The following is a 24,430-nucleotide window of genomic DNA, read 5'->3' as shown; positions in this document are numbered from 1 at the left end:
GCCGAAGCCCTGAAGCAATATGCTGAAAACCACGGCCCGCGAGCCGATGTTACGCGGGCTGTTGTTTCGCGGGCTGTTGTTTCGCGACCTGTTATTACGCGACCTGTTGTTGCGCGGCCAGTTGTTTCGCGGCCTGATGTTATCAGGCTTCAACTGCCACCAGTTCCTCAGGCTCCTCGGCGGCTTCCTCTTCCAGATGGAATAGGGACATACTCGCGGTTAAGTGCTGCGATTGCGACTGTAACGAACGGGTTGCTTCGCTGGACTGCTCCACCAGCGACGCATTTTGCTGCGCCACCGCGTCCATTTGCGATACCGCCAGGCTGATTTGCTCGATGCCGCGGCTCTGCTCATCCGTGGCGTTGGAAATTTCCTTCATCAGGCGGGTCACCCGCATCACCTCTTCGGAAATCTCATCCATGGTTTCGCCTGCGGTATGCGCCATATCGGCCCCTTCGTTTACCCGCCCCTGGGATTCCTGAATCAACCCCTTGATCTCTTTGGCCGCCTCGGCGCTGCGATGGGCCAGATTTCTCACCTCACCGGCCACCACGGCGAATCCCCGCCCTTGCTCACCGGCACGCGCCGCTTCCACCGCCGCGTTCAGGGCCAGGATATTGGTTTGAAAGGCGATGCCGTCTATCACGCCCAAGATATCGGCAATACGGTGGGAACTGGACGAAATGGCCTGCATTTTCTCAATCATATAACACACCACTTCGCTGCCCTTATCGGCGATATCTGAAACTTCTTTCGCTAATTCATGGGCTTGTTTGGCATGTTCGGCATTGAGTTTTACCGTTTGGGTCAGTTGCTCCATGCTGGCCGCGGTTTGCTCCAGTGCGGCGGCGGACGCCTCGGTACGCTGGGACAGGTCGGTATTGCCCGCCGAGAGTTCACGGGTGCCGACATCTATTTGCGACCCGGCCAGCCGCACGTCGCTCACCGCCCCCGCCAGCGCGCCTTGCATCAATTGCAGCGCCCGGTTCAGCCGCCCCAGCTCATTGTCACTCGCCGCGGGGATGGGATGATATAAATCCCCGGCGGCGATATTTTCCATGTGGACGATGGCCACATTCAGCGGGCGTAGTATATATCGCCGGACCGCCAGCCAGGCCAGGAATGACAGCGCCAGGGCCAGCACACAGGCCGCAATCACCAGCACCAATTGCAAACGGGCGCTATTGGCCGCCTTCTGCTGAATATTCTGGCCGGTTTCCAATGCAAAGTGCTGGAAGCTGTCGAGCTGATTATCCATTTCGGTGCTCAGCGGCGTCAGGGTATTTTCCAATAATTGATAATAAGCGTCAGTGTTCACATTATGCAGCGCGGAGAGAATCGGCTTTATGCCTTGTTCATTGTAACGCTGATAAATCACATTCATTCGCTGCGCGCGGTCGGCCCCTTCGATGGTGACCGTGCCGGCGGCCAGGAACTGCGCCATGGCGCTGTCGGCTTCTTTGGCCAACTCAGCGGCCTTGGCGGTGGAGGCCTGGCCTTCGTTAATCAGGCCGGTTTCATATTGTCTGACCGCCAGGGAGGCTTCGGTACGGGACCGCAGCGATGCGTTATAGGCGTGGCTAAGGTAGCCGAGCTCCTCGCCTTGTATCTGGTTGATGGCTTGCAGGGAGATGGAGCCTTGCCGAATGGTATGGATGCTGATACCGCTGACGATAAATAAAATAATGGTCATTAAACTCAGCCAGGCGAGTAGGCCCGCCTTGACGGTTATATTCTTGAACATTCTGCTGCCCCTGCATTTTACGATGTTGATTCGTTCAAATCACCCGACCGAAGTTGTAGATTAAAGTTGTAACCTCGCCCTGCATCGGTTATCGGTGCACCGCGTTAACTCTTTACAGATTCGTCTGTTTTTAATAGGTTATGTGAGTTTAATCACATTGGGCGGCTACGAGGCAGGACGTGGAGAGAGGCTAAAACAACCTGATCTATACCCTAAATAATTCGAGTTGCAGGAAGGCGGCGACGCAGCGAATCCCCAGGAGCTTACTCAAGTAAGTGACTGGGGTGAGCGAGGAAAGCCAACGCTCCTGCAGCTTGAAGTATGACGGGTATACCGCAAATTTCAGTTATAATAGCCGCTACGCCATCATTAAAATTTTAAGGAAATTGACATGAGCTTGAATCTGGTACCGGCAGGAAAAGATCTTCCCGAGGATATTTATGTTGTGATTGAAATCCCGGCTAATGCTTCTCCGATCAAATATGAAGTTGATAAGGAGACCGGCGCATTGTTTGTTGATCGTTTCATGTCCACCGCCATGTTCTATCCCTGTAACTACGGTTATATCAACCATACGCTCTCCCTCGACGGGGATCCGGTTGACGTGCTGGTGCCTACGCCCTACCCGCTGCAGCCGGGCTCGGTGATCCGCTGCCGTCCGGTGGGCGTGCTGAAGATGACCGATGAATCCGGTGAAGACGCCAAAGTGGTGGCGGTGCCCCACACCAAGATGACAAAGGAATATGACCATATTAAAGACGTAGAGGACCTGTCCCAATTATTACGGGCACAGATCACTCATTTCTTTGAACATTATAAAGATTTGGAAAAAGGCAAATGGGTTAAAGTGGCCGGCTGGGAAAATGCCGAGGCCGCCAAAGCAGAAATCATCGCCTCTTTCGAACGCGCCAAGAAATAAAACCCCGGCGAGTTCAGCGCCCGACGGGTTTAAGGCTCGTCGGCGCGTTTCAGCCAGTCACCGCCCTTCAACTGACGCAACCCCGCAACCGGCCGCTGATAGACATACATCCAGGCGCCGCCATAGGGGGTATTGATCAACGCCCGCTTGTATTCACCGCTTTTTGTACGCAGGGCATCAAGCTCGGCCAATGTTGAAGAATCAATGCGATAGACTTCACAATATACTGTCCCAACGCCGGGGATAACCGCCGGATAATGCCCGAGATCATATAACTCATAACCTGATATCACATGATCCCCCAACCATTGGCCGTTTGTCATCCAATGGCTATTGCCCTGATTGCGCCGCAGACTACCGTAAACAATTATTCGCATCGTTAAAACTCAAACTGATAGAGCAAGTCTAATGCCTGGTTAAGACCAGACACCGCTTCCAGATAAAGTCTAGGCATTAAACGATAACGTAGCGTTAGCGTTGCCAATGAATCATAAATACCGACACCATATTTAACTTGCAACCCCGGCGTGACATAACCGCTCACCACCACCTGGGATTCATCCCCTACCCCCTGTGTATCCAGGGTCAAATTACTGACGCCGAACGCCGCGCCGATTTTACCCACCAGCTGCCCGGTTTGTGCCACGCCCATACCGATCAGCATGGATGTCATCATACTACTGTCGGCGCCGGGCGTATTCAGCCCCTGGCCACGCAGCAGGTAAGAAAGGGCCTCCTGCTGTGATTTGACCGGGTCGGTGAACACGTCTATCCGCGGCTGATCCGCCATACCTGTGACCCGGACCCCCGCGGTCACACCGTCCGCGGTGGAATCCGGATTACGGATGGCTTCGATATTCAGCATGGGCTGCGTCGGAGGACCGGCAAAGATTAATAGCCCACGACGAATGATCAAGTCCTGACTATAAGCATTAAATCGTCCGTAGGGAATAGCGATTTGTCCGTGCAGGCCCAGTCCCTGCTTATCCTGGATCACATTCAGATCCCCCTGCAGCCGCGCTTTGAGGCCGAAAGCGTCCAACCGCACGTCATTGCCCACATGAATCTTCATATTACTGTTGATGACCATTCCCGCCTCCCGCTCGGCCACCGGCTGCAATTGCGCATCGAGGATCACTTCATCGGGAGAAACCGCCACCGCGCTTTCAGGCAGTTTCTGAACCACAATCCGCGCCCAGGGGATGGTGACGCTGCCGTTGAGGGTCAGCGCCTGTGGCGCGGCCTCCACGGTGATATCCGGCGATACGTCCAACCGCACCATCGGCGGCAGGGTGATCCTTACCCGGTTCCCCCGGGCGGCGATACGGGCGTTCCAGGCATTGATGCGGCTCCAGTTGGCATTGCCGCTTAAATTGAGCTGCCCGCTGGTCGTCCTGATCACGCCCTGCAAGGCCGAGCTGGTGCCGGCAAACGTCATGGCCAGTTGGCTTTCGGTCATGGCGAACGGCAGTTGATTGCTGCGGATGATAACCCTGTCCAGGCTCAGCCGACCGTAAAGCTGCGGCTGCACGGCGTTGCCACCGAGACGGAGATTGGCGTTAAGCATACCCGCGGCATGTTCTGAGCCGGATAACAGCGGATTGATCAGCGCCAGGGAGAGATTATTCATAGCGACATTGCCGGAAAGCGTTCGCCGGTTGCGGGGATCAGCCACCTGCACCTGTCCGTTGAACTGTCCGTTGCCGGTTATGCCAATCTGCCAGTCAAGCGTGGCGCGGTCGTTTTCCAGGCCGGCGTTGAAAGTAACCCGATCGAAATCCACCGGCAGCACTCCGCCCTGGATGTTTTGCCGCACCTTGACACCGTTGCCGGTCAGCACAATCCTGGCGGTCGGCAAGCTGCCGCCCGGCTGCCAGCTCACCTGGGCACGGCCGCTGAATACCCCGCCCACCGTGGTGGACGGCGGCAGGAACGGTTTGAGCATCGCCAGGTCAAAACGGTTAAGGAGCACGGTGGCCTGTCCGCCGGCCCCCAGTTGGATATTGGCGGGTACGCAGAGCTGCGCATTGATATTTTGCCAGCAATGGGGGCCGATAACGACATTTTGCGCCTGCTGCTGATAATCAAAAGTCATCGGGCGGCTTAACCGCCACTCCCCCACCGGGCTGCCGAATTGCGTCTGGCTCAAGGTACCGCGCCAGCGCTGCTGCAGGCGATCGTAACCGCCGTTTAGCGTCAGCCCGCCCGATACCGGCTCGCCCTGCAGATTCAGCCGTAATTGATGGGCCCGTTCATCGCCGGTGAGCGCCAGCGTCAGCCGCCGCACGTTAACCGTCGCCTGCTGCAGCTGGTCAATCTCCACGTTAAGGTTGCCGCGGATAATATCGCTGGATTGCAGGCGGCCGTTCAAGGCGATGCGCCGAATCCGCAGTTCCTGCCAGCGCAGGCCGGCGGCGGTCAAATTGGCGCTGACCTGCGGCGATTGGCGGTCCCCGCGCACGTTCAGGGAGCCGGTGATGGTTCCCCCCAAGCCGGGCAAGGCCCCGTTCAGATTCGGCGCATCGATCACGGCGTCCAGCGCCAGCTGATTGTTCAAATCGCCGTTTACCGTCAGGCTGTTGCGTCCCAACGCCAGCCGCAGCGCTGAAACATGCCATTGTCCGGCGGCATTGCCGCTCAGGGAGCCTCTGGCGGTCAGCCGGTTCTGCTTAACCTCGCCATCGAGGGTGAGTTCCGGCACCCGCAGTTGCCAACTGCCGCCGTGCAGGCTGCCCAGCACCGATAACTTGCCGTCGAGGCGGGCGGGCCAGTCCGGCCACTGCCCGGCGGTGTTGATTCCGGAAAGGGTCAGTTCGCTGCGCCAGCTTACGGCGTTGCTCCAGTCCACCAGCGCGGTGATATCCCCCTGGCCTTGCAGGGTGGCGATATGCAGCCGGGACAGGGTAAACTGTGCGGTGTTGCCTTTACCCGCCAACGACACCTCCGCCGGCGGCAGGCCTTGACCGCTTAATGACGCCCCCATGGTCAGTGTGTAATCCACCGCCTTGCCGTCCAGGTTCAGCGACAGATTTCGCGCCTGATACTGCGGTTGGCCGCTGAGGGGCCATTGCATGCCGGGACTGTTGAAGGTCAGCGTCAGCGGCAGGCCGGCTTCGGCCGGGCGCGTTTGCAGTGTTATCTGCGCTTTTACCGGCCCGGAAAAATTCAGCGCCGCCATGAGTTGATCCCGCAGCCCGCCGCTTAAGGTCAGCCTGATTTTTTCCCCCTTGAAGGGCGCGGCATTAATTGCCGTATTCAGGGTCAGGTTCAGCGGCCAACTGCCGCTTAGCCGCGCCGTGCCGCTGGCATTGAGCAGGCCCTGGGGCGAATCGATGTTTAATCGTTCCAGGGTGGCTTGCCCGTCTTGCACGGCGCCGCGCAGATCCAACGCCGAGATCAGGATATCGGTGTCGTCGGTCAAACGTAAGTCTTCTGCCCGCAGTCCCTCCAGCCGGACGTTCAGCGGCAGACGCACATCGGGCAAATCGGGCAGCAGCGGCTGGGCGAAAAAGGCCTTGAATGCCGCTTCCGGCGACGGCTGCCGCCGGGCCTTTTCCAGCGCCGCCTCGGCATCCTGCCGCTTTTGTTGCCCGGTCTGTACGATCTGTTTGCCGACCTGTTTGCCGGCCTGTTCCGCCAGCACCTCGGCGGCCTTTGGCAACGCCACCAGCAAACCGGCAATATGGGTTGGCGCCACCGTCAGACTGTTGGCGCGAAAATCCATACCGCTTTCCAGACTGCCGAGGGTGACCAGGGTATCATCTATGCGTATCCGGACATTGTTCAGGGCCAGATGCCGCAGAATAAGCGGATAAGGGGTACTGACGGTCTGGCTGTTATTTTGCGGCTCGGCGGCGCCCGTCGGCGACGGGGCCAGCGCCGCGGTTTTCACATCAATATCCACATCCCGCAGTGACAAGGTGTCTAGGCATAATTGACTATGGCGCAGGCAGGCGGGATCAAGGGACAGATGGAATTGTTCGGCGCGTACCGTCACTCCGGGCATTCGATATTGCAGGCCGGTGACGGTCAATCCGCGCCAGCCTCCGCTGACATGGGCGATCTCCAGGCCCGGCACCCACCGGGCGGCGCCGTTTATCAACAGGTGCAGTCCGCCTTCGGTACCGATTAAAAACCCCACCATGCCCAAAAGCAGCAGAATAAATGCCAGCACGCCCAGGCCGATTTTCCTGGCCCGGCTCATAGTTCCGTCCCCAAACCGATATAAAACTGCACACTGTGATTATCCGGATCGCCCACCGGCGTGGCGATATCCAATTTAATCGGCCCCACCGGCGATTGCCAACGGACGCCGATCCCGGCGCCGGTCTTCAGGTTGGTATGCCGGATATCGTTAACCGCCTGGCCGCTATCGATGAAAGCCGCCCCCCACCAGCGGCCGGTAAAATTATATTGGTACTCCAGCGATCCGGTGGCCATTTGCGAGGCGCCAACCAGCTTGCCGTCCGCGTCCCGCGGGGAAATGGAGCGGAAGCGATAACCGCGGATACTGCCGTCGCCGCCGGCGAAGAAGCGCAGCGACGGGGGCACACGGTCAAAATTATTGGTTTCAATCCAGCCGAGATTGTAGCGCGCCACAAAGCGGTGCTTTTCCGCCAGCGACCTTACCCAAACGTTTTGCGCCTGGAGGATATAAAAATCGATATCCGACCCCCATGCGGTGTCGGAAACCTGCAGGGAGTAGCGCTGGGAATCGCCCCAGGTGGGCATCGTCCCGCCCCGTTGCCGGGTCCGGTTAACGGTGAAGCCCGGATAAATCAACATCGTGGTGTCGGTGACATTGGCCTGGGTAAAATGATCGAGGCTCCAGCGTAAATTCACCGATCGCTGCCAGCCGCTGGAAAAATCCCAGAAACGCGCCACGTTCAGCGTGGTGGAATCGGATTTGGTATCATTGAGATCTTCCCGTCTGAAACCGCTTTGCAGTAAATAATATTGCTCCAGGGGGCTGCGCTGCACCGGAATTTTATAACTGAAATCCAGCGCCTGCTCCGGCGCCGACAGGCTGAGGCTGGTCTGGAAACTGTGGCCCATTGAATTGAGCCAGGGTCGGTTCCAGGTGGTTCTGACCCTCGGTCCGACATCCGAGGCGAAGCCGCCGCCGGTTTCAATAATGTTGCGGCTCCTCGGGGTGACCACCGCATCAAGGGGAAGAACCTTGCTTTTTTTCCCGGCCACCAAATCCGGCGAAACCACCACCGAGTTGAACCAGTTGGTGGCGGACAATTGCCGGCTGAACTCCGCCAGCGCAGTGGCGCTGTACTCATCCCCCGGATGTAGGGTGGGGATATTGCGTAAATAGTCCGTGCGGATTTGCGAACCATGGAAACGTATCTCACCGAAGCGGTAGCGTTGGCCGCTGTCGAAATCCACATTCCAGAATGCTTCTCGCCGCTCCGGCGACACCGCCAGCTGTCGTTTGAGAAACTCGGCGTCGAAATAGCCATTACGCACGGCAAGACCCGTCAAGCCGTCAATAAAAGCGGTATAATCCCCATGGTTGAGCACGGTGCCGACGGCCGGCCGGCTTCGTTGAATCAGCCGTTGATAAGCGGCATCCCGGCGGGCATCGCCGCGCACAATGAGGGTGGTGGCGGCGATTTTAACCGGCGGTCCCGGTTTGACGGCGGCCACCAGGACGGGGCGGCCGCCTTTGACCGCCGGGCGAAAGGTAAAATCAATCTGGGGTTCATAATACCCCAGCGCACGCAGTCCCTCGCGGATGGCACTGTCAACCCGAGCCTGAAAGCGCGCGTCGGCGGTGATTTCATCCGCACCGATGGTGGACAGGCGCACCCGGACATTACGCTGCAATTCGCCTTTGAGCCCGTCTACCTGCAAACGCACGTTAGCAGCGTCGGACCAGGGCGTTGCCGCGAGAATGCAAACCAGGCAAATAAGGCGATTTTTTAGCAAGCTGGCTCCTGAGTTTGCTTTTCCGATAATGACTTCCCTGTGCGCAAAATCGCTTTCATTCCGATTAACAGCTGGTCTTAGGGTTGTTTTTGATTTTTTTGCCCTAAAATAACAGCTTTACACCTATATATTAACGTAAAATTGAAGTTTATTGTCTGTAAAGAAGATGTGTTAAACAACAGGCTATACCCCATTTTTACGATAAATTGCCTAAACAGGAGTCAACTCTGATGCACATTTTCAACAAATCTGAGCTTGTATCACAAAGTGACGCTTTATCGGGTCGCACCACGCCGATGCCGGTTGCCACCACCCATGTGGTCAACGGTCACTCCATGGCCCAAATCCCGGACGGCATGGAAGTGGCTTTATTTGCCATGGGATGCTATTGGGGCGTTGAAAGACTGTTCTGGCAATTGCCCGGTGTCTACAGCACGGCGGCCGGTTTTGCCGGCGGCTTTACGCCAAACCCCACCTACCGGGAAGTCTGTACCGGCAAAACCGGCCATGCGGAAACGGTGCGGGTGGTATACGATCCCAGGGTTATTTCTTACAAAGCGTTGCTGCAACACTTTTGGGAAAATCACGACCCGGCGCAAGGCATGCGCCAGGGCGGGGATATAGGCACCCAGTATCGTTCGGCGATTTTCGTCTTGACCCCGGAACAGGAAAGCGACGCGCGGGAAAGCAAAGCGCAGTTCCAGCGGGCGATGGCCGAGGCAGGGGATAAACGCCAGGTGACCACCGCGATTGAGCCGGCGACGCCGTTTTATTATGCTGAAGACGACCATCAGCAATATTTGTACAAGAATCCCGAGGGTTACTGCAATCTGGGCGGGATCGGCGTGTGCATGCCGCCGCAAGCGTAATCATTAGCAGCCCTGCCGGGGCTGCTGCTATACTATGCGGGCTGCCAATGCAGCCCGGTAACATTCTGTTACCTTCTCACGACACATTGCCCTTCAAAGGCGCGCTGATGTATACCCGATAGCTTTCGAGTTGCGGCAAGGCGGCAAGCCCGTGAACCTCAGGAGCTTAGATGACTAAGTGACTGGGGTGAGCGGGCGCAGCCAACGCCGCCGCAGCTTGAAAGATGAAAGGTATGAACGTCAGCCCGAGGCGGTCACTATGCTAAACAGTATCCTGCTTATTTTGCTATTAATCGCGGTGAGCGCATTTTTTTCCGTATCGGAAATCTCCCTGGCCGCCTCGCGCAAAATCAAGCTTAAACTCATGGCCGACGAGGGCAATATCAATGCCCAACGCGTGCTGAAACTCCAGGAAACGCCGGGTATATTTTTTACCGTGATTCAGATTGGCCTTAATGCGGTGGCCATCCTCGGCGGTATCGTGGGCGATGCGGCTTTTTCACCCTCTTTCGCCGCCCTGCTGGTGCGGTTCATGTCCCCGGAGCTGGCGGATCGTATCAGTTTTATCTGCTCGTTCACCCTGGTGACCAGCATGTTTATACTGTTCTCCGACCTGACCCCGAAACGCATCGGTATGATTTCACCGGAGGCTTGCGCCGTCCGGATCATCAACCCCATGCGCTTCTGTCTGTTGGTATTCCGTCCGCTGGTATGGGTATTCAACGGCCTGGCCAACCTTATCTTCCGCCTGTTGAAACTGCCGATGGTGCGCAAAGAGGATATCACTTCCGACGATATCTACGCGGTGGTGGAAGCCGGCGCGCTGGCCGGGGTGCTGCGCAAGCAGGAACACGAGCTGATTGAAAATGTGTTCGAGCTTGAGTCGCGGACGGTGCCGTCTTCCATGACCTCCAGGGAGAGCATTATATTCTTTGATTTGCGTGAGACCGAAGACAATATAAAAGAAAAGATTTCAACCCATCCCCACTCCAAGTTTTTAGTGTGCGACGCCAATATCGATCATATCGTCGGTTACGTGGATTCCAAGGATTTGCTGAATCGCGTACTGGGCAATCAAAGCCTGGCATTGAACAGCGGCGTGCAGATCCGTTCGGCGCTGATTGTGCCGGATACGCTGACGCTGTCGGAAGCATTGGAGAGCTTCAAGACCGCCGGTGAGGATTTCGCCGTGATCCTGAACGAATATGCCCTGGTGGTGGGTATCATTACCTTGAACGATGTAATGACCACACTGATGGGGGATCTGGTGGGCCAGGGCTTGGAAGAACAGATTGTCACCCGGGACGAGAACTCCTGGCTTATCGAGGGCGGTACGCCTATTGACGACGTCATGCGGGTGCTGCATATCGATGAATTTCCCCAGGCGGGCAATTACGAAACCATCGGCGGCTTTATGATGTTCATGCTGCGCAAGATCCCGAAACGCACCGATTTTGTCCGTTATGCCGGATTTAAATTTGAAGTGGTGGATATCGACAGCTATAAAATCGATCAATTGCTGGTCACCCGACTGGAAGAGAAGTCCACTCTGGTGCTGGCGCCGACCTCCGGCAAGTCCAACGTGGCGTGACAGGGAAATGCGCCTGCTTATGACTTCTCCAAAGCAGCCTAACAGGGAACTGCGCCCGCTTCATTGAGAACTTGCGGCTGATGTGAGCAGTAGTGGGGAGTAGAGCAAACCTGAGAAAGAAGGGCCGCCCCTGCTGATGCAAGGCATCCCGCAGGGGCAAGGCCGTCAGGCCATCTCGGACTGCAATCGCATAACCTGCCGGTTTACTTCGGACATAACATGGAAATGCTGCTTATCGCGGACCTTGGGCACCAGTATCTTACCTTTATCAAACTCAAAGGCGCCGAACCCCTTGATATAGATTCTGCCGCGAAATAAGGTCTTAACATAGGTTGCTACCTTAATAGCGTTATAGCGATGGAAGATTCTCATTTTTTTACGTTGCTCCCGTTATTAACGTCGTCCTGCCCTGCGAAACGCCGGTTGGCAAGAGTACTAACACTACCATTTATTAAGAGTGGCCATATGTGCATTAGTTCACGCAGTTTCAGGACGCTAAGCTGGATTTACATAATTTGACAGAACGCTATAAAAGCCCTATCACTTGAAGCAGTACTTTTATTCTGAATATGCCCCCCACAGCGGGCGCGGCAACGGGGCGACCCCGGGCAAGGTCCCTGAACAACGCCGGCGGCCTTGCCCGCTCAATTGAAGGAGCCGTCTCATGCACTGCCGTCACTGGTTGCTGATATTTGCCCTGTTTTTACCGTTCGGTCTGCAAGCCCATAATCTGCATCTCGGCGCCCTTCTGCCCAAAGTGGGCGTCGCCGAACAGGGAGAGCTGCTCTACCAGAATAACGAGTTTAGCTATAAATTCTGGAATAGCGCGCAGTTGAAAGGAAAAGTTCATCTGGTCCAGCATATGGCCGCCCGCACATCCGCCAGCGAGATGAACGCCGCCATGATTGAATCCGTCAAGGGAGCTAATTTACCGGAGAAATATTACCAAACGACGACTATCGTCAATGGGGACGACGCCTTGTTCGGTAGTGTGGCTTATTCACGCAACTGGCTGGAAAACAATAAAAAAATGTCCCCCGCATCCCAGTTTATCCTTGATAGCCACGGCGACGTGCGCCGGGCATGGGGCTTACAGGCCAAAAGTTCGGCGATTGTGGTGCTGGATACCCGTGGGAGGATTCGCTATATCAAGGAGGGGGCGTTGACGCTGCAGGATATACAGCAGGTTATCGATTTATTGCACCGCCTGTTACCCCGCGGTGCAATGTAAAGGGTGTTAGAACAACGACACCCGAAAGCCCGGATTCAAAAAGGATTCGCGGGGATGGTAATCCAGCGCATGACCGGTCCAGTCGTTGACCAGCGCACCGGCGGCGGCGGCTACCGCATGTCCGGCGGCGGTATCCCAAACGCTGGTGGGTCCGAAGCGCGGGTACAACTGCGCGCTGCCTTCCGCCACCAGGCAAAATTTCAAGGATGAACCGATGGACACCGTCTGATGCTCGCCCAACTGCGCCAGATAATCCTGCAACTCCCGATCGTCGCTATGAGAGCGGCTTACCACCACCAGCGGCGGCCGGGCTTCTTTACAATGAATATCCAGCCGCTGGCCGTCCGCGGTGATTTTCCAGGCATGGTCTCTATCGGCCGCATATAAAATATCGGTGGCCGGAGCATAGACCACGCCCATCACCGGCAGACCTTCCTCAATCAACGCAATGTTCACCGTGAATTCGCCGTTGCGCCGCAAAAATTCTTTGGTGCCGTCCAGAGGGTCAACCAGCCAGTAGCGAGTCCAGCCGCGTCGGATCTCCCAGGCGGGAGGATCTTCTTCTGACAATACCGGGATCTCCGGCGCCAGAGCGCCGAGCCCGTTGGCAATAACCTCATGCGCGGCCAAATCCGCCGCGGTTAACGGCGACGCGTCTTGCTTATGGGTCAGTTCAAGGGGCATATCCCCGTCATAGACTTGCATAATAGCCGCTCCCGCTTCACGCGCCAGCCGGCTAATCTGTTCGATCATTGCACACCTCACATTTTCCACCCTACCCGTCATCCTTCAAGCTGCAGCTTGAAAGCTATTGGGTATACATAATGTATCAGACTAGTGTTATTTCCTGCGAAAAGCCATTCCATCGGCGGGCGGCAAGGCCGGGGCAGAGTGAAAATTACCCCGGCGAGGTTATCAGAGGATTTCAAGCAATTCGACTTCGAAAATCAGGGCGCTGAACGGCGGAATGGACGCCCCCGCACCCCTTTCGCCATAGGCCAGGTTCTGGGGGATATAGAGTTCCCACCGGGAACCGAGAGGCATCAAGGTAAGAGCTTCAATCCATCCCGGGATGACGCCGTTAACCGGAAACTCCGCCGGCTGGCCGCGCTGTACCGAACTGTCGAATACCGTGCCGTCCAGCAAGCGTCCGGTGTAGTGAACGCGCACCCGATCCTGGCGCGACGGTATCGCCCCTTCGCCTTGCTGCAGCACTTTGAACTGTAAACCGGATTCGGTCTGGCTGACCCCCTCCTCTTTGGCATTTGCTTCAAGAAACTGCTTCCCCGCCACCGCCAAATGCTGCTGACGTTCCAGACGCACCGCATCGGCGCGCTCGTGGATCAGACGCAGCGCCCGGTGAATGGCGTCCACCGGCACCGCCGGCGCATGGCCCTCCAACGCGTCGGTTAGCCCTGCCAGCAACGCTTCCGGCAATAGCCCTTCCAGCCCCGACTCCTGCAGCTGCTGGCCCACTTGTAAGCCAATACCGTAACTGGCCTGGGCTTCGACGCTGTCTAAAGAAGGTGTAGTCATCATTTATCCTTGAATTGATAAAAAGCGTAAGGCGCAGCATAACAGCGCGGGCGTTTCGGGTAAAATCCTCTATGATGATAATGTGTCCCGCCTCAGGCGGATTGCTTCGCAGTCAGGGTCAATTAAGCATGGAGGTTCAGTGTGCTCCGCTTTATACTTCCCCGGGTTAGAAAAAAACCATTGCAAGAGAGGTTATCATGGGCAGAATTGCGCCCGGGAAAAACAAGAACCCGGCGTTTTCCGTGCCAGGATTTAGCGGGATCAAATGGAAGTGGCCACGACGCCCGCGACCCGATGATAATTCCGAAACAGCAGGCCGTCCAATGCTGACTCCACTAAAAAAATTATGGTATCTGCCTGAACAGTTCAAATGGATGAGACCTTTACCCTTGTTTCACCGGCGCGGGATCCTGATTTGCGCCGCCGTTATCCTGCTGGCCATACTTTGGCCCTATTCCCCCAGCGACACTACCCCGCCGCCGCCGCAGGTGGCCGACCAGACCGGGCCTGGGGGGGTGATGCAGGCGGAAATCGTCAATAACGCGCCGGCTCCCCCCGCCGCGCCGACAGCGCCAGCCAACGGCCAGCTTCAGCGCTATCGGATAGCTGATGGGCAAACTCTGGCGCAATTGTTCCGCGAACACAATCTGCCGGTTGCGGACGTTTTTGCCATGGCGCAGGCGGAAGGAGACGATAAGCCGCTCAGCAGTTTACATGCCGGCCAGCAGGTGGATATTCATGTGAATCCCCAGGGAGTGGTCACATCACTTGAAATTGAAACCAGCCCCACCACCCGCGTGAGGTTCGTCCGCCAAACCGACGGCAGCTATATACGCAATTAATGCAAAACGCCGGCATTTCGCCGGCGTTTGTAGTTTTACTATCGCTTAATCGTTCGATTAGGCTTCAGCTACCACAACCACATCAAGGGTAGCGAAAATTTCGCCATGAACCTGGATGGAGATATCGTGATCGCCGATAGTACGCAAAACGCCATTCGGCAGGCGCACTTCGCTTTTGGCGACGGCAACGCCGGCGGCGGTGATGGCTTCGGCGATATCGCGGGTGCCCACAGAACCGAACAGTTTACCTTCATCGCCTGCTTTAGACGCGATGGTGACGCTGCCCAGCGCAGTGATTTTATCGGCGCGAGCCTGTGCTTCGGCCTGAACCTTGGCCACTTCGGCTTCCAGCTCGGCGCGACGCCCTTCGAATTCAGCAACGTTTTTCTTGGTGGCCGGAACGGCTTTGCCTTGCGGTACCAAGTAGTTACGGGCATAGCCCGCTTTAACGTCAACCGTATCGCCTAATTTGCCCTTGTTGGCAATCTTATCAAGCAGAATAACTTGCATTACCTTATCCTCTCAAAGTCTTATTGGACAGTGACCGATTACTGATGACGATCAGTGTACGGCAACAGAGACAGGTAGCGCGCGCGTTTGATAGCACGAGCCAACTGGCGTTGGTATTTGGCACGAGTACCGGTAATCCGGCTCGGGACAATTTTACCGCTTTCGGTGATGTAGTTTTTCAGCGTAGCGATGTCTTTATAGTCGATCTCAATTACGCCTTCCGCGGTGAAACGGCAGAATTTACGACGACGGAAATAACGTGCCATATGGCTAGTCTCCAGAATCTATCAATTCAATCTGCTCGGCATGCAGCACCATTTTGGTCAGTCCGTTGCGGCCTTGATGGCAACAAATGAAACCCTGAATGGTAAGCTGCGTACCGACCGTTATACTTTGAGTAATCTCTTGTGATTGTTTTCCACTGACCACCACGGGCATACGGCACCATGCTTGTCGTGAAAAACCGGCTTCCTGTTGCTGCGAGCGGTGCTCAAGCACAAACTGACAGTGAGGAATACCTGACGGGCTGACCTTCCGAATCGGTGACTTGCACACGGTGCCGGACAACATCAGTCGGTTTTCCGCCATCATCAATTACTCTTCAGAATCCCCAGCATCATTATCATCGTTGACTTCGGTGGCGAAATCTTCACGACGATCGCGACGTTCGTCTTTCGCTTTCACCATGGGTGAAGCTTCGGTGACGGCATGCTTAACGCGCATGATCATGCTGCGGATAACGGCGTCGTTAAAGCGGAAGTTTGTTTCCAGCTCATCAATCACTTCCTGCGTGGCTTCTACGTTCAGCAGAACATAGTGAGCTTTGTGCAGTTTGTTGATTGGGTAAGCCAGCTGACGACGGCCCCAGTCTTCCAGACGATGAATGATACCCTCCGCATTGGTGATAACAGCGGTATAGCGCTCAATCATGCCGGCAACCTGTTCGCTTTGATCAGGATGTACCATAAAAACGATTTCGTAATGACGCATACAGAATTGCTCCTTACGGATTATTCAGCCTCCTGTCCGGGTCAACCGCGGCCCATGGAAGCAAGGAACGTGATAATTGTGCGGTCGAAAAATGACGCGCAATCTTACATTTATGGGGGCGGGAATACAAGGACTGATTGTGTCCACAGCCTGGCGGCGGCGGCCTAATAATATAGGCAGTCATTAATTAGCAAATAAACTATTTAAAAAAGTCTTTTTATGTCAAAAAAACTGATTAACTCAATCAATAAAGTATTATTTCTCCCTATGGCAGTCTGTCATATACTAAATAACTTGAATTTGACCTGAGATGCGCCGCCACCGGTCGGAACAGCATAAGGTTATCCCGATATCCCAACACCAGGGGATATACAAAAATAAAAACATGTCTTCATATTCAGCCCCCTAGAGGGGCTTTTTTCTGCCTTGGATCCGTGGCCGGGCGGCGAAATCACAAATTACGCTGGAAAAAAAACACCGCCGCCGCCAGGGCGGACACCGTGATTTTATGCCCGATGCCGGGTTCGGTAATATAGGTCACCCGGCTATCGCTCCCCTGCGCCACCAGCGCCTGATACAGCCGGCGGCTTTCCTCCGCCGGCACCAGCGGGTCGGCGTCGCCGTGCCAGAGCAGCAGGGGCCTATCGCCGAGCTTATCCAACTGGTGGAATACCTCGTACTCAGCCAGGGGGGCCATACGCTGTTCAAATTCCTTTTGACGGGAGGACGAGGTTAATGGTACCGGCGGAAACAAGGTTTTGGCAAGCCGCAGATAATCGCCGGATCCCATGAATTCCGCCGCCGCCTTTAGCCAGGGGTAACGGGCCATGGCCCCCAGCGCGGTCATGCCGCCCAAGGATGCGCCGCAAACACCGATACGTTCCGGGTCAATCAGCCCCTGTTGTTGGAAATGGGCTTTCAAGACCGGTAATTCATCGATATTCGTCCGCAGGATGTCCCAGAAATGCCCCAGGCGCTGCTGTTCATCGCCGCTAAAACGGGCGCCGTGCATGGGGGCGTCCGGCAAAATAACGCGAAACCCGGCTTTTGCCAGGGCATAACCAAAATAGCTGTACACTTCTTTGGAGGAGGTATACCCATGATAAAAGAAAATCGTCGGCAGCGGCTGCGAGTAAAGACCTGCCGGTACCGCATGTATCACTTCGACGCCGTCGATGGATTCCTGATGCATCTCAACCATAATACCTCCTTTGAACAGCCACAGGGGAACCGGCAAAACTCAAGCCTTGTTATGGGTCGGCGGCCTTTTGATTTTTAATGCGCATCAAGGCCGAAGCGCCGGATACTGGGATATACTACTCATGTTGAACTTAATGGCACATATCCCATGAAACCGCTATCCGTTATGGTTACCGCCCTCGGTTTGCTGGCCCTTACAGGGTGCAGTATATTGGAAGGCAAACCGGTCCCGCCGCCGCCGCCCACCCATCAGGCGCAGGAAATCCAGCGCGATCAGGCCGGGTCACTGCAGGTTCTCGACCGAATCACCGTGGTAAGACGCGGCAGCCCGATGGACGTCGAGCATGCGGTTCGCGTCAAGGCCAATGCCGCTCATGCCACCTATTACCAGATTGTCGCGTTATCGGAACTGGTGACCTCGGGCAAATGGCGCGCTGATGTCATATTGTATCGTTAAGCGTCACCATGCCGTCATAGCGGTCGTCCATTGACCGCTATGACAGGGTGCTGATTATTGACGCCGGCGTACCACGACCTCTTGCCGATTCAACGCCGGCGTAGCGCCGGTGATGCTTGACGCCCGAGTATCGCTGCCCCTAGCTGACTTGACGCTGGCGTACCGCCTCGAACAGGCAGACGCCGGTCGCTACCGACACGTTCAGCGAAGAGACCGAACCCGCCATGGGGATGCTTATCAGCTCATCGCAATGCTCGCGGGTCAAGCGGCGCATGCCTTCCCCTTCGGCGCCCATTACCAGGGCCAACGGACCGGTAAGCTTGCTCTGGTACAGGTCATGATCCGCCTCACCGGCGGTGCCGACAACCCAGACATTGTTTTCTTGCAACAAACGCAGCGTTCGCGCCAGGTTAGTGACACGAATCAAGGGCACGGTCTCCGCCGCGCCGCTGGCGACCTTTTTGGCGATGGCGCTAAGGGGAGCGGAACGATCCCGCGGGACTATCACCCCATGCACGCCGGCGGCGTCGGCACTGCGCAGGCAGGCTCCCAGATTATGGGGATCCGTGACGCCGTCCAGCACCAGCAGAAAAGGAGCGGCGTGCTGTTGCAGCAAGCCGGGCAAATCGTTTTCCTGTAACTGCCGTCCTTCCTGGACCCGCGCCACGATACCCTGATGCACCTCCCCTTCGACTTTTTCATCAAGCCACTGCCGGTTCGCTACCTGAATGACAATTCCCGCCGCTTCCAGCTCGACAATCAGGGCATGCAGGCGACGATCGTCGCGTCCTTTCAGGATATAAACATCGAGAAAACGTTGCGGATCGCGGTCCAATAAAGCTTTAACGGCGTGAATGCCGTAAATGATTTCGCTCATGTTGATCTTTTATTCAAGTAGGGATGTTCACACCCGGGGTCTATTCCAGCATCCACCCCGCCTGTTGACGGCAGGGGTGGATTGCAGCGCGCGGGAGGCGCCGTTATTACGTTATTTCCCGGCGGCGCCGGTTTTTCTCCTGCTGCGTCTGGGTTTAGCCGACTCCGCGCCCTCGGCGGGCGCCGTTTTCGCTTTGGATTTTACCGGCTTGCTTTTCACTTTTCCGTCCTGGGGTTCGACGGGACGAAATGCGCTATCCGGTTCGAAATTAGCCGGCTTTTTGCTTGAGCGCCGACGGCGGGGGGGTTTACCCTCGCCGTTGGCCCCGCGTGCCGCGTGCTGCGCCCGAACGCGCTCGGTTTTACCCGCGCCCCGGGGTTGGCGATGGCTGGATATCAGGGAAAAATCGATTTTGCGTTCATCCATATGGACCGCTTCAACCTTGATTTCCACTACATCACCCAGCCGGTAGACTCGTCCGCCAGACTCGCCAATCAGACGCTGGCCGATATTGTCATAACGGTAATAATCGTTATCCAGAGTGGAAACGTGCACCAGGCCGTCGATGAATAAATCGTTCAGGCGTACAAAAAAGCCAAAACCGGTCACGCTGGCGATAATACCGCTGAACACCTCTCCCACGTGATCCTGCATAAAATCACACTTTAGCCAGTCCGCCACGTCGCGGGTGGCTTCATCAGCGCGGCGTTCGCTCATTGAACTCTGCTGACCGAGCTGCAACATTTCCGCCATTTCAGCATGCCAGCCGCCACTGGTGGTGGTACGACCGACGGCCTCTCCATCCCGTTTCGCCAATAAATATTTTATGGCGCGGTGCAAAGAGAGATCCGGATAGCGCCGTATAGGGGAGGTAAAATGTGCATAAGCCTGCAAAGCCAATCCAAAATGGCCGCGGTTTTCCGGATCATAAATCGCCTGTTTCATCGAACGCAGCAACATGGTTTGCAGCATCTCGTGATCCGGGCGACCGGCCACCAGATTCATCATTTCGGCGTAATCCTTCGGCTCGGGCTTCGCTCCGCCCCCCAGGGTCAGTCCCAGCTCGCCCAGCACGCTGCGCAGCGCGGTAATATGATCGTCGCTGGGACGATCGTGCACCCGGTAAAGGGCCGGCTCTTCATTTTTTTCCACAAATCGCGCCGCGGCGATATTGGCCAGGATCATGCACTCTTCAATAAGCTTATGCGCGTCATTGCGCGTGACCGGCTCGATACGATCGATACGCCGCTCGGCGTTGAAGATAAACTTGGCCTCATCGGTTTCAAACGAGATGCCGCCGCGCTGCATCCGCGCCTGATCCAGCGTCTTATACATTTCATGCAGGGTCTGCATCGGCTTGACCAGCGGCCGGTACTGCTCGCGCAGCTCTTCGTTGCCCTGCAGTATTTGCCAGACCTTGGTATAGGTCAGCCGCGCATGGGAATTCATCACGGCTTCATAAAACTTGTAGGATGAGAGCCGGCCCTGCGCCGAGACGGTCATCTCGCACACCATGCATAACCGGTCAACCTGCGGATTCAGCGAGCACAATCCGTTGGAGAGCACTTCCGGCAGCATGGGAATGACCTGCGAGGGGAAGTAGACCGATGTTCCCCGGCTGCGGGCTTCGTTGTCCAGCGGGGTATTCGGCCGGACATAATAACTCACATCCGCGATGGCTACCCAAAGACGCCATCCGCCGCCGCGTTTCGTTTCGCAGAACACCGCATCATCAAAATCCCGCGCATCTTCGCCGTCGATGGTCATCAGCGGCAGCGGACGTAAATCCACCCGGCCGCGCTTCGCCTCCTCCGGCACCTCTTCTTTCAGCGTCGCCACCTGGCTTTCCACTTCCGGCGGCCAGGTATAGGGAATATCGTGGGAACGTACGGCAATATCCACCGCCATGCCGGTCCCCATATTGTCCCCGAGGACCTCCGTCACCTTGCCGATGGCCTTGGTGCGACGGGTGGGACGCTGGGTCAGCTCAACCACCACGACAAACCCCATGCGGGCCCCGCCGGTACTTTCCGGCGGCACAAGGATATCGAAACTCAACCGGCTATCGTCGGGCACCACAAACGCACTGCCGGCGTCGGTAAAATACCGGCCGACAATCTGACTGGTTTTGGGTACCAAGACCCGCACGATGCGCGCTTCGCGGCGGCCTTTACGGTCAGCTCCCAGCGGTTGCGCCAGCACCACGTCGCCGTGGATCGCCATTTTCATTTGTTCGGCGGAGAGGTATAAATCGTCCTTGCGGCCCTCGACCCGTAAAAAGCCGAACCCGTCGCGGTGGCCGATAACAGTACCGCGCAGCAGATCCAGGCGTTCAGGCAGTGCGTAACATTGCCGACGGGTAAAAATAAGCTGTCCGTCGCGCTCCATGGCACGCAGACGGCGGCGCAGACCTTCGATTTGATCTTCGCCGGTGATATCTAAATCCTGGGCCAGCTCTTCGCGGCTGACCGGCGTCTCACGTTTGGCCAAATGGTCCAGGATGAATTCCCGGCTCGGGACGGGGAATTCGTATTTTTCCGCCTCTCGTTCGAGAAAGGGATCTTGAGACATTGCGCTACCTCCATTGTCTAAAACAGGTTGCTGTGCCGATGTCATTCAACAAGCAATAATATATAAAGCGGCGGATTTTTCACCACCAAATCAGACCGGCGCCATGATTTAACGACCTGTGAAAATATCGAAAGGCCCGCAGCAATACCAGTGTCCACCGGCAGGCAGTGATGGGGACAATATTCCGCGTTATAACCCTTCCTCTTACAAGTTGCAGCTGTGTTAGCCTTGCTGAAACTCGAAATCCATTGGGTATATGATTGGTCAGCATTGGCGACTTATCCGCACGCCCTTTGATCAGATGTAATAAGAGTAACCTTTAGGAACCGAACAGGCTATAAGACTTGTCATCAGGTGGCGTAGGCAAAAAAGTCACTGAAAAGGGTAACCAATTAATAAATAAAGACAAACCGGGACTTGCCCGGTTTGTTGCAATTATCAGAATTTTACTGATTCACCGCCATTATGCGTCAAAAGGGTCACGCAATATCATGGTCTCGGTCCGGTCCGGCCCCGTTGAGATAATATCCACCGGCACTTCAGTCACTTCCTCAACCCGGCGAATGTAGCGGCGCGCGGCCTCCGGCAGCTTGTCGAACTCTTTCACGCCGAAGGTGGATTCACTCCAGCCCGGCAGCGTTTCATAAATGGGTACGATGCCGTCCCAACCCTCGGCGGCCAGCGGGGTGATTTTCACTTCACGTCCATCAGGCATGCGATAAGCGACGCAGATTTTAACCTCTTTCAAGCCGTCCAATACGTCCAGCTTGGTCATGCAAAAACCGGAAAGCGAATTGATCTGAACCGCGCGCCGAACGGCAACCGCATCCAGCCAGCCGGTACGACGGCGACGGCCGGTGGTGGCGCCGAACTCGTTGCCCTTGGTGCTCAAGTATTCGCCGACATCATCAAAGAGCTCGGTGGGGAAAGGGCCGGCTCCCACGCGGGTAGAATAGGCCTTGACGATACCCAAGACGTAATCCACATAACGCGGTCCAAGTCCCGAACCGGTAGCAACGCCGCCGGCGGTGGTATTGGAAGAAGTGACATAGGGATAGGTACCGTGATCGATATCCAGCAGCGTGCCCTGGGCGCCTTCGAACATGATGAGATCGCCACGTTTGCGGGCGTTATCCAGCAGGTCGGAAACATCGACGACCATGCCGGTAATAATATCGGCAATCGCCAGAATATCATCAAGGATGGTCTGATAATCAACCGGTTCGACTTTATAATAATTCACTAACTGGAAATTATGATAATCGACGATTTCTTTCAGTTTGAGGGCAAAGGTTTTTTTGTCGAAGAGATCGCCCACGCGTAATCCCCGGCGCGCGACTTTATCTTCATAAGCCGGGCCGATACCCCGGCCGGTGGTACCGATGGCCTTGTCGCCACGGGCTTTTTCGCGGGCCATATCCAGGGCAACATGATAAGAGAGTATGAGGGGACAAGCTTCTGAAATAAGTAATCGTTCGCGTACCGGTATACCACGAGCCTCAAGTTCACCCATTTCTTTCATTAACGCTTCGGGGGATAACACCACGCCGTTGGCAATAATGCTGGTTACGTTTGCACGTAAAATACCTGAAGGGATCAAATGAAGTACGGTTTTTTCACCGTCGATAACTAAAGTGTGACCGGCATTATGTCCGCCCTGATAGCGAACAACATAGTTAGCCCGCTCAGTCAGCAAGTCTACGACTTTGCCTTTACCTTCGTCACCCCATTGGGTGCCCAGTACGACAACGTTCTTACCCATCTCTCAATTTTCACCAGATTGCTTAAAAAAGGATTCTAACATCTCGGTGGGTGGCTTTCAGTACTTTTTAACATCAATATTGACTGTTTTTTGTGAGTGGGATCACCCTCCCATTCTGCTACGCAACATGTAGTAGATTACACCGCCGGCCACAACTAACCCACCGCCGAAGCGACGCAATAATTTATCGGGCAGCAACGTCATGGAACCGATCATCTTGCGCCATACCGCCGGAAACAGCATCGGTCCCAACCCTTCGAGAACCAACACCAGTCCCAACGCCATCCAAACTGTAGGATTCATGAGAACCTCGAAAAAAAAGGCCCGCGTCAACGGGCCTTGGTGAAAACATTATGTATTTGTTAGGGCCGGGTGGCCGGAGTAGCCGGGGTGGCCGGTATGGCAACATCGGGCGACTTCATGTAACGGAAGAAATCGCTGTCCGAGCTAAAGACCATAATATCGTTGTTGCCGCTAAAACTGTTTTCATAGGCGCGCAGGCTGCGGATAAAGGTGAAGAAAGCCGGATCCGCGCCAAACGCGTTGGCATACAACTGCGCGGTCTCGGCATCGGCTTCGCCGCGGGTGATTAACGCCGTACGCTGCGCTTCCGCCAGGGTGCGGGTGACTTCATAATCCGCCGCCGCCCGCAGTTTTTCCGCTTCTTCCTGTCCCTGGGAACGATGACGACGCGCCACCGCTTCACGTTCTGCCCGCATACGCTGGAATATGGCATCTGAGACTTCAGCCGGCAGGCTTATCTGCTTGATGCGCACATCCACCACTTCAATACCCAGCGCCGCCATGCTGTTGGGATTCACCGCCGGTTGGGCGCCGTTGGTTTCACGGGCAACCCGTGCCGCCGCCGAGGCGATGGCATTGTCCGCTTCCGTGGTTTCCACTTCACTGTCACCGGCTGAACCGGTGTTCAACGCCTGCCGCACGTCGGTCATCAGCCGATTACGCGAATCGGTAACAATACCCTTGACGTCCAGCCGACCGAGTTCGGAACGCAACCGGTCGCTGAATTTTCGTTTCAGCAAGACTTCGGCCTGGGAAACGTCACCGCCGCCCGTCGCCAGGTAATAACGGCTGAAATCACTGATGCGCCATTTGATGTAGGAATCCACGATCAGATCCTTTTTCTCCATGGTGACAAAGCGATCCGCCTGGTTTTCCATGGTTTGGATACGCGCGTCCAGCGTTTTCACCGTCTCGATAAAAGGTATTTTGAAATGCAGGCCGGGATTGAATATTTCAGGTTTGTTTTCCCTGTCGCGCAAGACTTTGCCAAAACGCAGTACGATGCCGCGCTGGCCTTCCTGGACGACAAACATCGAGGTGTACAGCGCCACCAATACCACGACAATAATAACTATAACTGACTTGCGCAT

General features: G+C 55.9%; 24 protein-coding genes. 7 read left to right on the top strand and 17 right to left on the bottom strand.

Annotated elements, in window-relative coordinates; genetic code table 11:
- The first annotated feature begins 19 nt into the window (after positions 1-19).
- The gene (locus HB631_RS07240; protein ID WP_213990468.1) at positions 20-205 is read left to right on the top strand and encodes a hypothetical protein; all 186 of its coding nucleotides are present in this window, start codon (positions 20-22) and stop codon (positions 203-205) included.
- Here the strand turns inward: HB631_RS07240 and HB631_RS07235 are convergent.
- Complete coding sequence (locus tag HB631_RS07235; RefSeq protein ID WP_213990467.1) at positions 143-1,744, bottom strand: methyl-accepting chemotaxis protein; 1,602 nt, start codon at positions 1,742-1,744, stop codon at positions 143-145. The genes HB631_RS07240 and HB631_RS07235 overlap by 63 nt on opposite strands.
- A 391-nt stretch (positions 1,745-2,135) precedes the next feature.
- Here HB631_RS07235 and ppa point away from each other — a divergent pair, with 391 nt between their 5' ends.
- Entirely contained in the window at positions 2,136-2,663 is a 528-nt protein-coding gene (gene ppa / locus HB631_RS07230; RefSeq protein ID WP_213990466.1) for an inorganic diphosphatase, read from the top strand.
- Positions 2,664-2,692: 29 nt separating this feature from the next.
- On the opposite strand, the gene HB631_RS07225 is transcribed toward ppa, so the two are convergent.
- The 3 genes from HB631_RS07225 to HB631_RS07215 are packed head-to-tail and all read right to left on the bottom strand — an operon-like array spanning position 2,693 to position 8,600.
- On the bottom strand, positions 2,693-3,040 hold the full coding sequence (locus HB631_RS07225; RefSeq protein WP_132925741.1) for a gamma-glutamylcyclotransferase: 348 nt from the start codon (positions 3,038-3,040) through the stop codon (positions 2,693-2,695).
- 2 nt (positions 3,041-3,042) lie between these two features.
- On the bottom strand, positions 3,043-6,867 hold the full coding sequence (locus HB631_RS07220) for a translocation/assembly module TamB domain-containing protein (protein WP_213990465.1): 3,825 nt from the start codon (positions 6,865-6,867) through the stop codon (positions 3,043-3,045).
- Complete coding sequence (locus HB631_RS07215) at positions 6,864-8,600, bottom strand: autotransporter assembly complex family protein (protein WP_213990464.1); 1,737 nt, start codon at positions 8,598-8,600, stop codon at positions 6,864-6,866. The genes HB631_RS07220 and HB631_RS07215 overlap by 4 nt, the downstream gene beginning before the upstream one ends.
- Positions 8,601-8,830: 230 nt before the next feature.
- Here HB631_RS07215 and msrA point away from each other — a divergent pair, with 230 nt between their 5' ends.
- Positions 8,831-9,469: a peptide-methionine (S)-S-oxide reductase MsrA gene (msrA, locus tag HB631_RS07210; protein WP_213990463.1), complete on the top strand. Its 639-nt coding sequence runs from the start codon at positions 8,831-8,833 to the stop codon at positions 9,467-9,469.
- 259 nt (positions 9,470-9,728) lie between these two features.
- Positions 9,729-11,060: a hemolysin family protein gene (locus HB631_RS07205; RefSeq protein WP_213990462.1), complete on the top strand. Its 1,332-nt coding sequence runs from the start codon at positions 9,729-9,731 to the stop codon at positions 11,058-11,060.
- Between the two features lie 165 nt (positions 11,061-11,225).
- On the opposite strand, the gene HB631_RS07200 is transcribed toward HB631_RS07205, so the two are convergent.
- Positions 11,226-11,432 carry a DUF1107 domain-containing protein gene (locus HB631_RS07200; RefSeq protein ID WP_213990461.1) on the bottom strand — a complete coding sequence of 69 codons (207 nt, stop codon included), beginning with the start codon at positions 11,430-11,432 and terminating at the stop codon, positions 11,226-11,228.
- Positions 11,433-11,724: 292 nt separating this feature from the next.
- Here HB631_RS07200 and HB631_RS07195 point away from each other — a divergent pair, with 292 nt between their 5' ends.
- The gene (locus HB631_RS07195) at positions 11,725-12,291 is read left to right on the top strand and encodes a YtfJ family protein (RefSeq protein WP_213990460.1); all 567 of its coding nucleotides are present in this window, start codon (positions 11,725-11,727) and stop codon (positions 12,289-12,291) included.
- Positions 12,292-12,297: 6 nt separating this feature from the next.
- On the opposite strand, the gene cysQ is transcribed toward HB631_RS07195, so the two are convergent.
- Complete coding sequence (cysQ, locus tag HB631_RS07190; RefSeq protein ID WP_213990459.1) at positions 12,298-13,044, bottom strand: 3'(2'),5'-bisphosphate nucleotidase CysQ; 747 nt, start codon at positions 13,042-13,044, stop codon at positions 12,298-12,300.
- A gap of 162 nt (positions 13,045-13,206) precedes the next feature.
- Positions 13,207-13,827 carry a peptidylprolyl isomerase gene (locus tag HB631_RS07185; RefSeq protein WP_213990559.1) on the bottom strand — a complete coding sequence of 207 codons (621 nt, stop codon included), beginning with the start codon at positions 13,825-13,827 and terminating at the stop codon, positions 13,207-13,209.
- Between the two features lie 323 nt (positions 13,828-14,150).
- On the opposite strand from HB631_RS07185, the gene HB631_RS07180 reads away from it, so the two are divergent.
- Complete coding sequence (locus HB631_RS07180; protein WP_213990458.1) at positions 14,151-14,669, top strand: LysM-like peptidoglycan-binding domain-containing protein; 519 nt, start codon at positions 14,151-14,153, stop codon at positions 14,667-14,669.
- A 57-nt stretch (positions 14,670-14,726) separates the two neighbouring features.
- On the opposite strand, the gene rplI is transcribed toward HB631_RS07180, so the two are convergent.
- The 5 genes from rplI to yjfP form a co-directional block, all read right to left on the bottom strand.
- Positions 14,727-15,179, bottom strand: coding sequence for a 50S ribosomal protein L9 (gene rplI / locus HB631_RS07175; protein ID WP_213990457.1), 453 nt, complete (start codon positions 15,177-15,179; stop codon positions 14,727-14,729).
- A gap of 38 nt (positions 15,180-15,217) precedes the next feature.
- Entirely contained in the window at positions 15,218-15,445 is a 228-nt protein-coding gene (gene rpsR / locus HB631_RS07170; RefSeq protein ID WP_048637617.1) for a 30S ribosomal protein S18, read from the bottom strand.
- Between the two features lie 4 nt (positions 15,446-15,449).
- A complete protein-coding gene (priB, locus tag HB631_RS07165) occupies positions 15,450-15,767 on the bottom strand; it encodes a primosomal replication protein N (protein WP_213990558.1) in 318 nt (105 codons plus the stop codon).
- A gap of 6 nt (positions 15,768-15,773) precedes the next feature.
- A complete protein-coding gene (gene rpsF, locus HB631_RS07160) occupies positions 15,774-16,169 on the bottom strand; it encodes a 30S ribosomal protein S6 (RefSeq protein ID WP_213990456.1) in 396 nt (131 codons plus the stop codon).
- Positions 16,170-16,620: 451 nt separating this feature from the next.
- Complete coding sequence (yjfP, locus tag HB631_RS07155) at positions 16,621-17,370, bottom strand: esterase (protein ID WP_213990455.1); 750 nt, start codon at positions 17,368-17,370, stop codon at positions 16,621-16,623.
- Between the two features lie 147 nt (positions 17,371-17,517).
- On the opposite strand from yjfP, the gene bsmA reads away from it, so the two are divergent.
- Entirely contained in the window at positions 17,518-17,826 is a 309-nt protein-coding gene (bsmA, locus tag HB631_RS07150) for a biofilm peroxide resistance protein BsmA (protein WP_213990454.1), read from the top strand.
- A gap of 139 nt (positions 17,827-17,965) precedes the next feature.
- Here bsmA and rlmB read toward each other — a convergent pair whose 3' ends face one another.
- From rlmB to hflC, 5 genes are all read right to left on the bottom strand, one after another.
- The gene (gene rlmB, locus HB631_RS07145; RefSeq protein WP_213990453.1) at positions 17,966-18,703 is read right to left on the bottom strand and encodes a 23S rRNA (guanosine(2251)-2'-O)-methyltransferase RlmB; all 738 of its coding nucleotides are present in this window, start codon (positions 18,701-18,703) and stop codon (positions 17,966-17,968) included.
- Positions 18,704-18,814: 111 nt separating this feature from the next.
- Positions 18,815-21,274 carry a ribonuclease R gene (gene rnr, locus HB631_RS07140; protein ID WP_213990452.1) on the bottom strand — a complete coding sequence of 820 codons (2,460 nt, stop codon included), beginning with the start codon at positions 21,272-21,274 and terminating at the stop codon, positions 18,815-18,817.
- A gap of 463 nt (positions 21,275-21,737) precedes the next feature.
- Positions 21,738-23,036, bottom strand: coding sequence for an adenylosuccinate synthase (locus tag HB631_RS07135; protein WP_213990451.1), 1,299 nt, complete (start codon positions 23,034-23,036; stop codon positions 21,738-21,740).
- Between the two features lie 102 nt (positions 23,037-23,138).
- The gene (locus HB631_RS07130; RefSeq protein ID WP_213990450.1) at positions 23,139-23,339 is read right to left on the bottom strand and encodes a DUF2065 family protein; all 201 of its coding nucleotides are present in this window, start codon (positions 23,337-23,339) and stop codon (positions 23,139-23,141) included.
- Between the two features lie 59 nt (positions 23,340-23,398).
- Positions 23,399-24,430, bottom strand: coding sequence for a protease modulator HflC (gene hflC / locus HB631_RS07125; RefSeq protein WP_213990449.1), 1,032 nt, complete (start codon positions 24,428-24,430; stop codon positions 23,399-23,401).

Origin of the sequence: Sodalis sp. dw_96, from assembly GCF_018449575.1 — a bacterium.
In the GTDB taxonomy this organism is placed as follows: Bacteria; Pseudomonadota; Gammaproteobacteria; order Enterobacterales; family Enterobacteriaceae; genus Acerihabitans.
Note: the sequence above shows the minus strand (reverse complement) of the source record. Positions and strands in the feature narration are given on the sequence as shown.

Excerpts from the sequence above, each read along its gene's own strand:
- hflC (WP_213990449.1), bottom strand. The coding sequence starts at position 24,430 with ATGCGCAAGTCAGTTATAGTTATTATTGTCGTGGTATTGGTGGCGCTG.
- rpsF (WP_213990456.1), bottom strand. The coding sequence starts at position 16,169 with ATGCGTCATTACGAAATCGTTTTTATGGTACATCCTGATCAAAGCGAA.
- cysQ (WP_213990459.1), bottom strand. The coding sequence starts at position 13,044 with ATGATCGAACAGATTAGCCGGCTGGCGCGTGAAGCGGGAGCGGCTATT.
- HB631_RS07180 (WP_213990458.1), top strand. The coding sequence starts at position 14,151 with ATGCTGACTCCACTAAAAAAATTATGGTATCTGCCTGAACAGTTCAAA.
- msrA (WP_213990463.1), top strand. The coding sequence starts at position 8,831 with ATGCACATTTTCAACAAATCTGAGCTTGTATCACAAAGTGACGCTTTA.
- priB (WP_213990558.1), bottom strand. The coding sequence starts at position 15,767 with ATGGCGGAAAACCGACTGATGTTGTCCGGCACCGTGTGCAAGTCACCG.
- HB631_RS07135 (WP_213990451.1), bottom strand. The coding sequence starts at position 23,036 with ATGGGTAAGAACGTTGTCGTACTGGGCACCCAATGGGGTGACGAAGGT.
- HB631_RS07195 (WP_213990460.1), top strand. The coding sequence starts at position 11,725 with ATGCACTGCCGTCACTGGTTGCTGATATTTGCCCTGTTTTTACCGTTC.
- HB631_RS07220 (WP_213990465.1), bottom strand. The coding sequence starts at position 6,867 with ATGAGCCGGGCCAGGAAAATCGGCCTGGGCGTGCTGGCATTTATTCTG.
- HB631_RS07130 (WP_213990450.1), bottom strand. The coding sequence starts at position 23,339 with ATGAATCCTACAGTTTGGATGGCGTTGGGACTGGTGTTGGTTCTCGAA.
- yjfP (WP_213990455.1), bottom strand. The coding sequence starts at position 17,370 with ATGGTTGAGATGCATCAGGAATCCATCGACGGCGTCGAAGTGATACAT.
- HB631_RS07235 (WP_213990467.1), bottom strand. The coding sequence starts at position 1,744 with ATGTTCAAGAATATAACCGTCAAGGCGGGCCTACTCGCCTGGCTGAGT.
- rnr (WP_213990452.1), bottom strand. The coding sequence starts at position 21,274 with ATGTCTCAAGATCCCTTTCTCGAACGAGAGGCGGAAAAATACGAATTC.
- HB631_RS07200 (WP_213990461.1), bottom strand. The coding sequence starts at position 11,432 with ATGAGAATCTTCCATCGCTATAACGCTATTAAGGTAGCAACCTATGTT.
- rplI (WP_213990457.1), bottom strand. The coding sequence starts at position 15,179 with ATGCAAGTTATTCTGCTTGATAAGATTGCCAACAAGGGCAAATTAGGC.
- bsmA (WP_213990454.1), top strand. The coding sequence starts at position 17,518 with ATGAAACCGCTATCCGTTATGGTTACCGCCCTCGGTTTGCTGGCCCTT.
- rpsR (WP_048637617.1), bottom strand. The coding sequence starts at position 15,445 with ATGGCACGTTATTTCCGTCGTCGTAAATTCTGCCGTTTCACCGCGGAA.
- ppa (WP_213990466.1), top strand. The coding sequence starts at position 2,136 with ATGAGCTTGAATCTGGTACCGGCAGGAAAAGATCTTCCCGAGGATATT.
- HB631_RS07225 (WP_132925741.1), bottom strand. The coding sequence starts at position 3,040 with ATGCGAATAATTGTTTACGGTAGTCTGCGGCGCAATCAGGGCAATAGC.
- HB631_RS07205 (WP_213990462.1), top strand. The coding sequence starts at position 9,729 with ATGCTAAACAGTATCCTGCTTATTTTGCTATTAATCGCGGTGAGCGCA.
- HB631_RS07240 (WP_213990468.1), top strand. The coding sequence starts at position 20 with ATGCTGAAAACCACGGCCCGCGAGCCGATGTTACGCGGGCTGTTGTTT.
- rlmB (WP_213990453.1), bottom strand. The coding sequence starts at position 18,703 with ATGAGCGAAATCATTTACGGCATTCACGCCGTTAAAGCTTTATTGGAC.
- HB631_RS07185 (WP_213990559.1), bottom strand. The coding sequence starts at position 13,827 with ATGACTACACCTTCTTTAGACAGCGTCGAAGCCCAGGCCAGTTACGGT.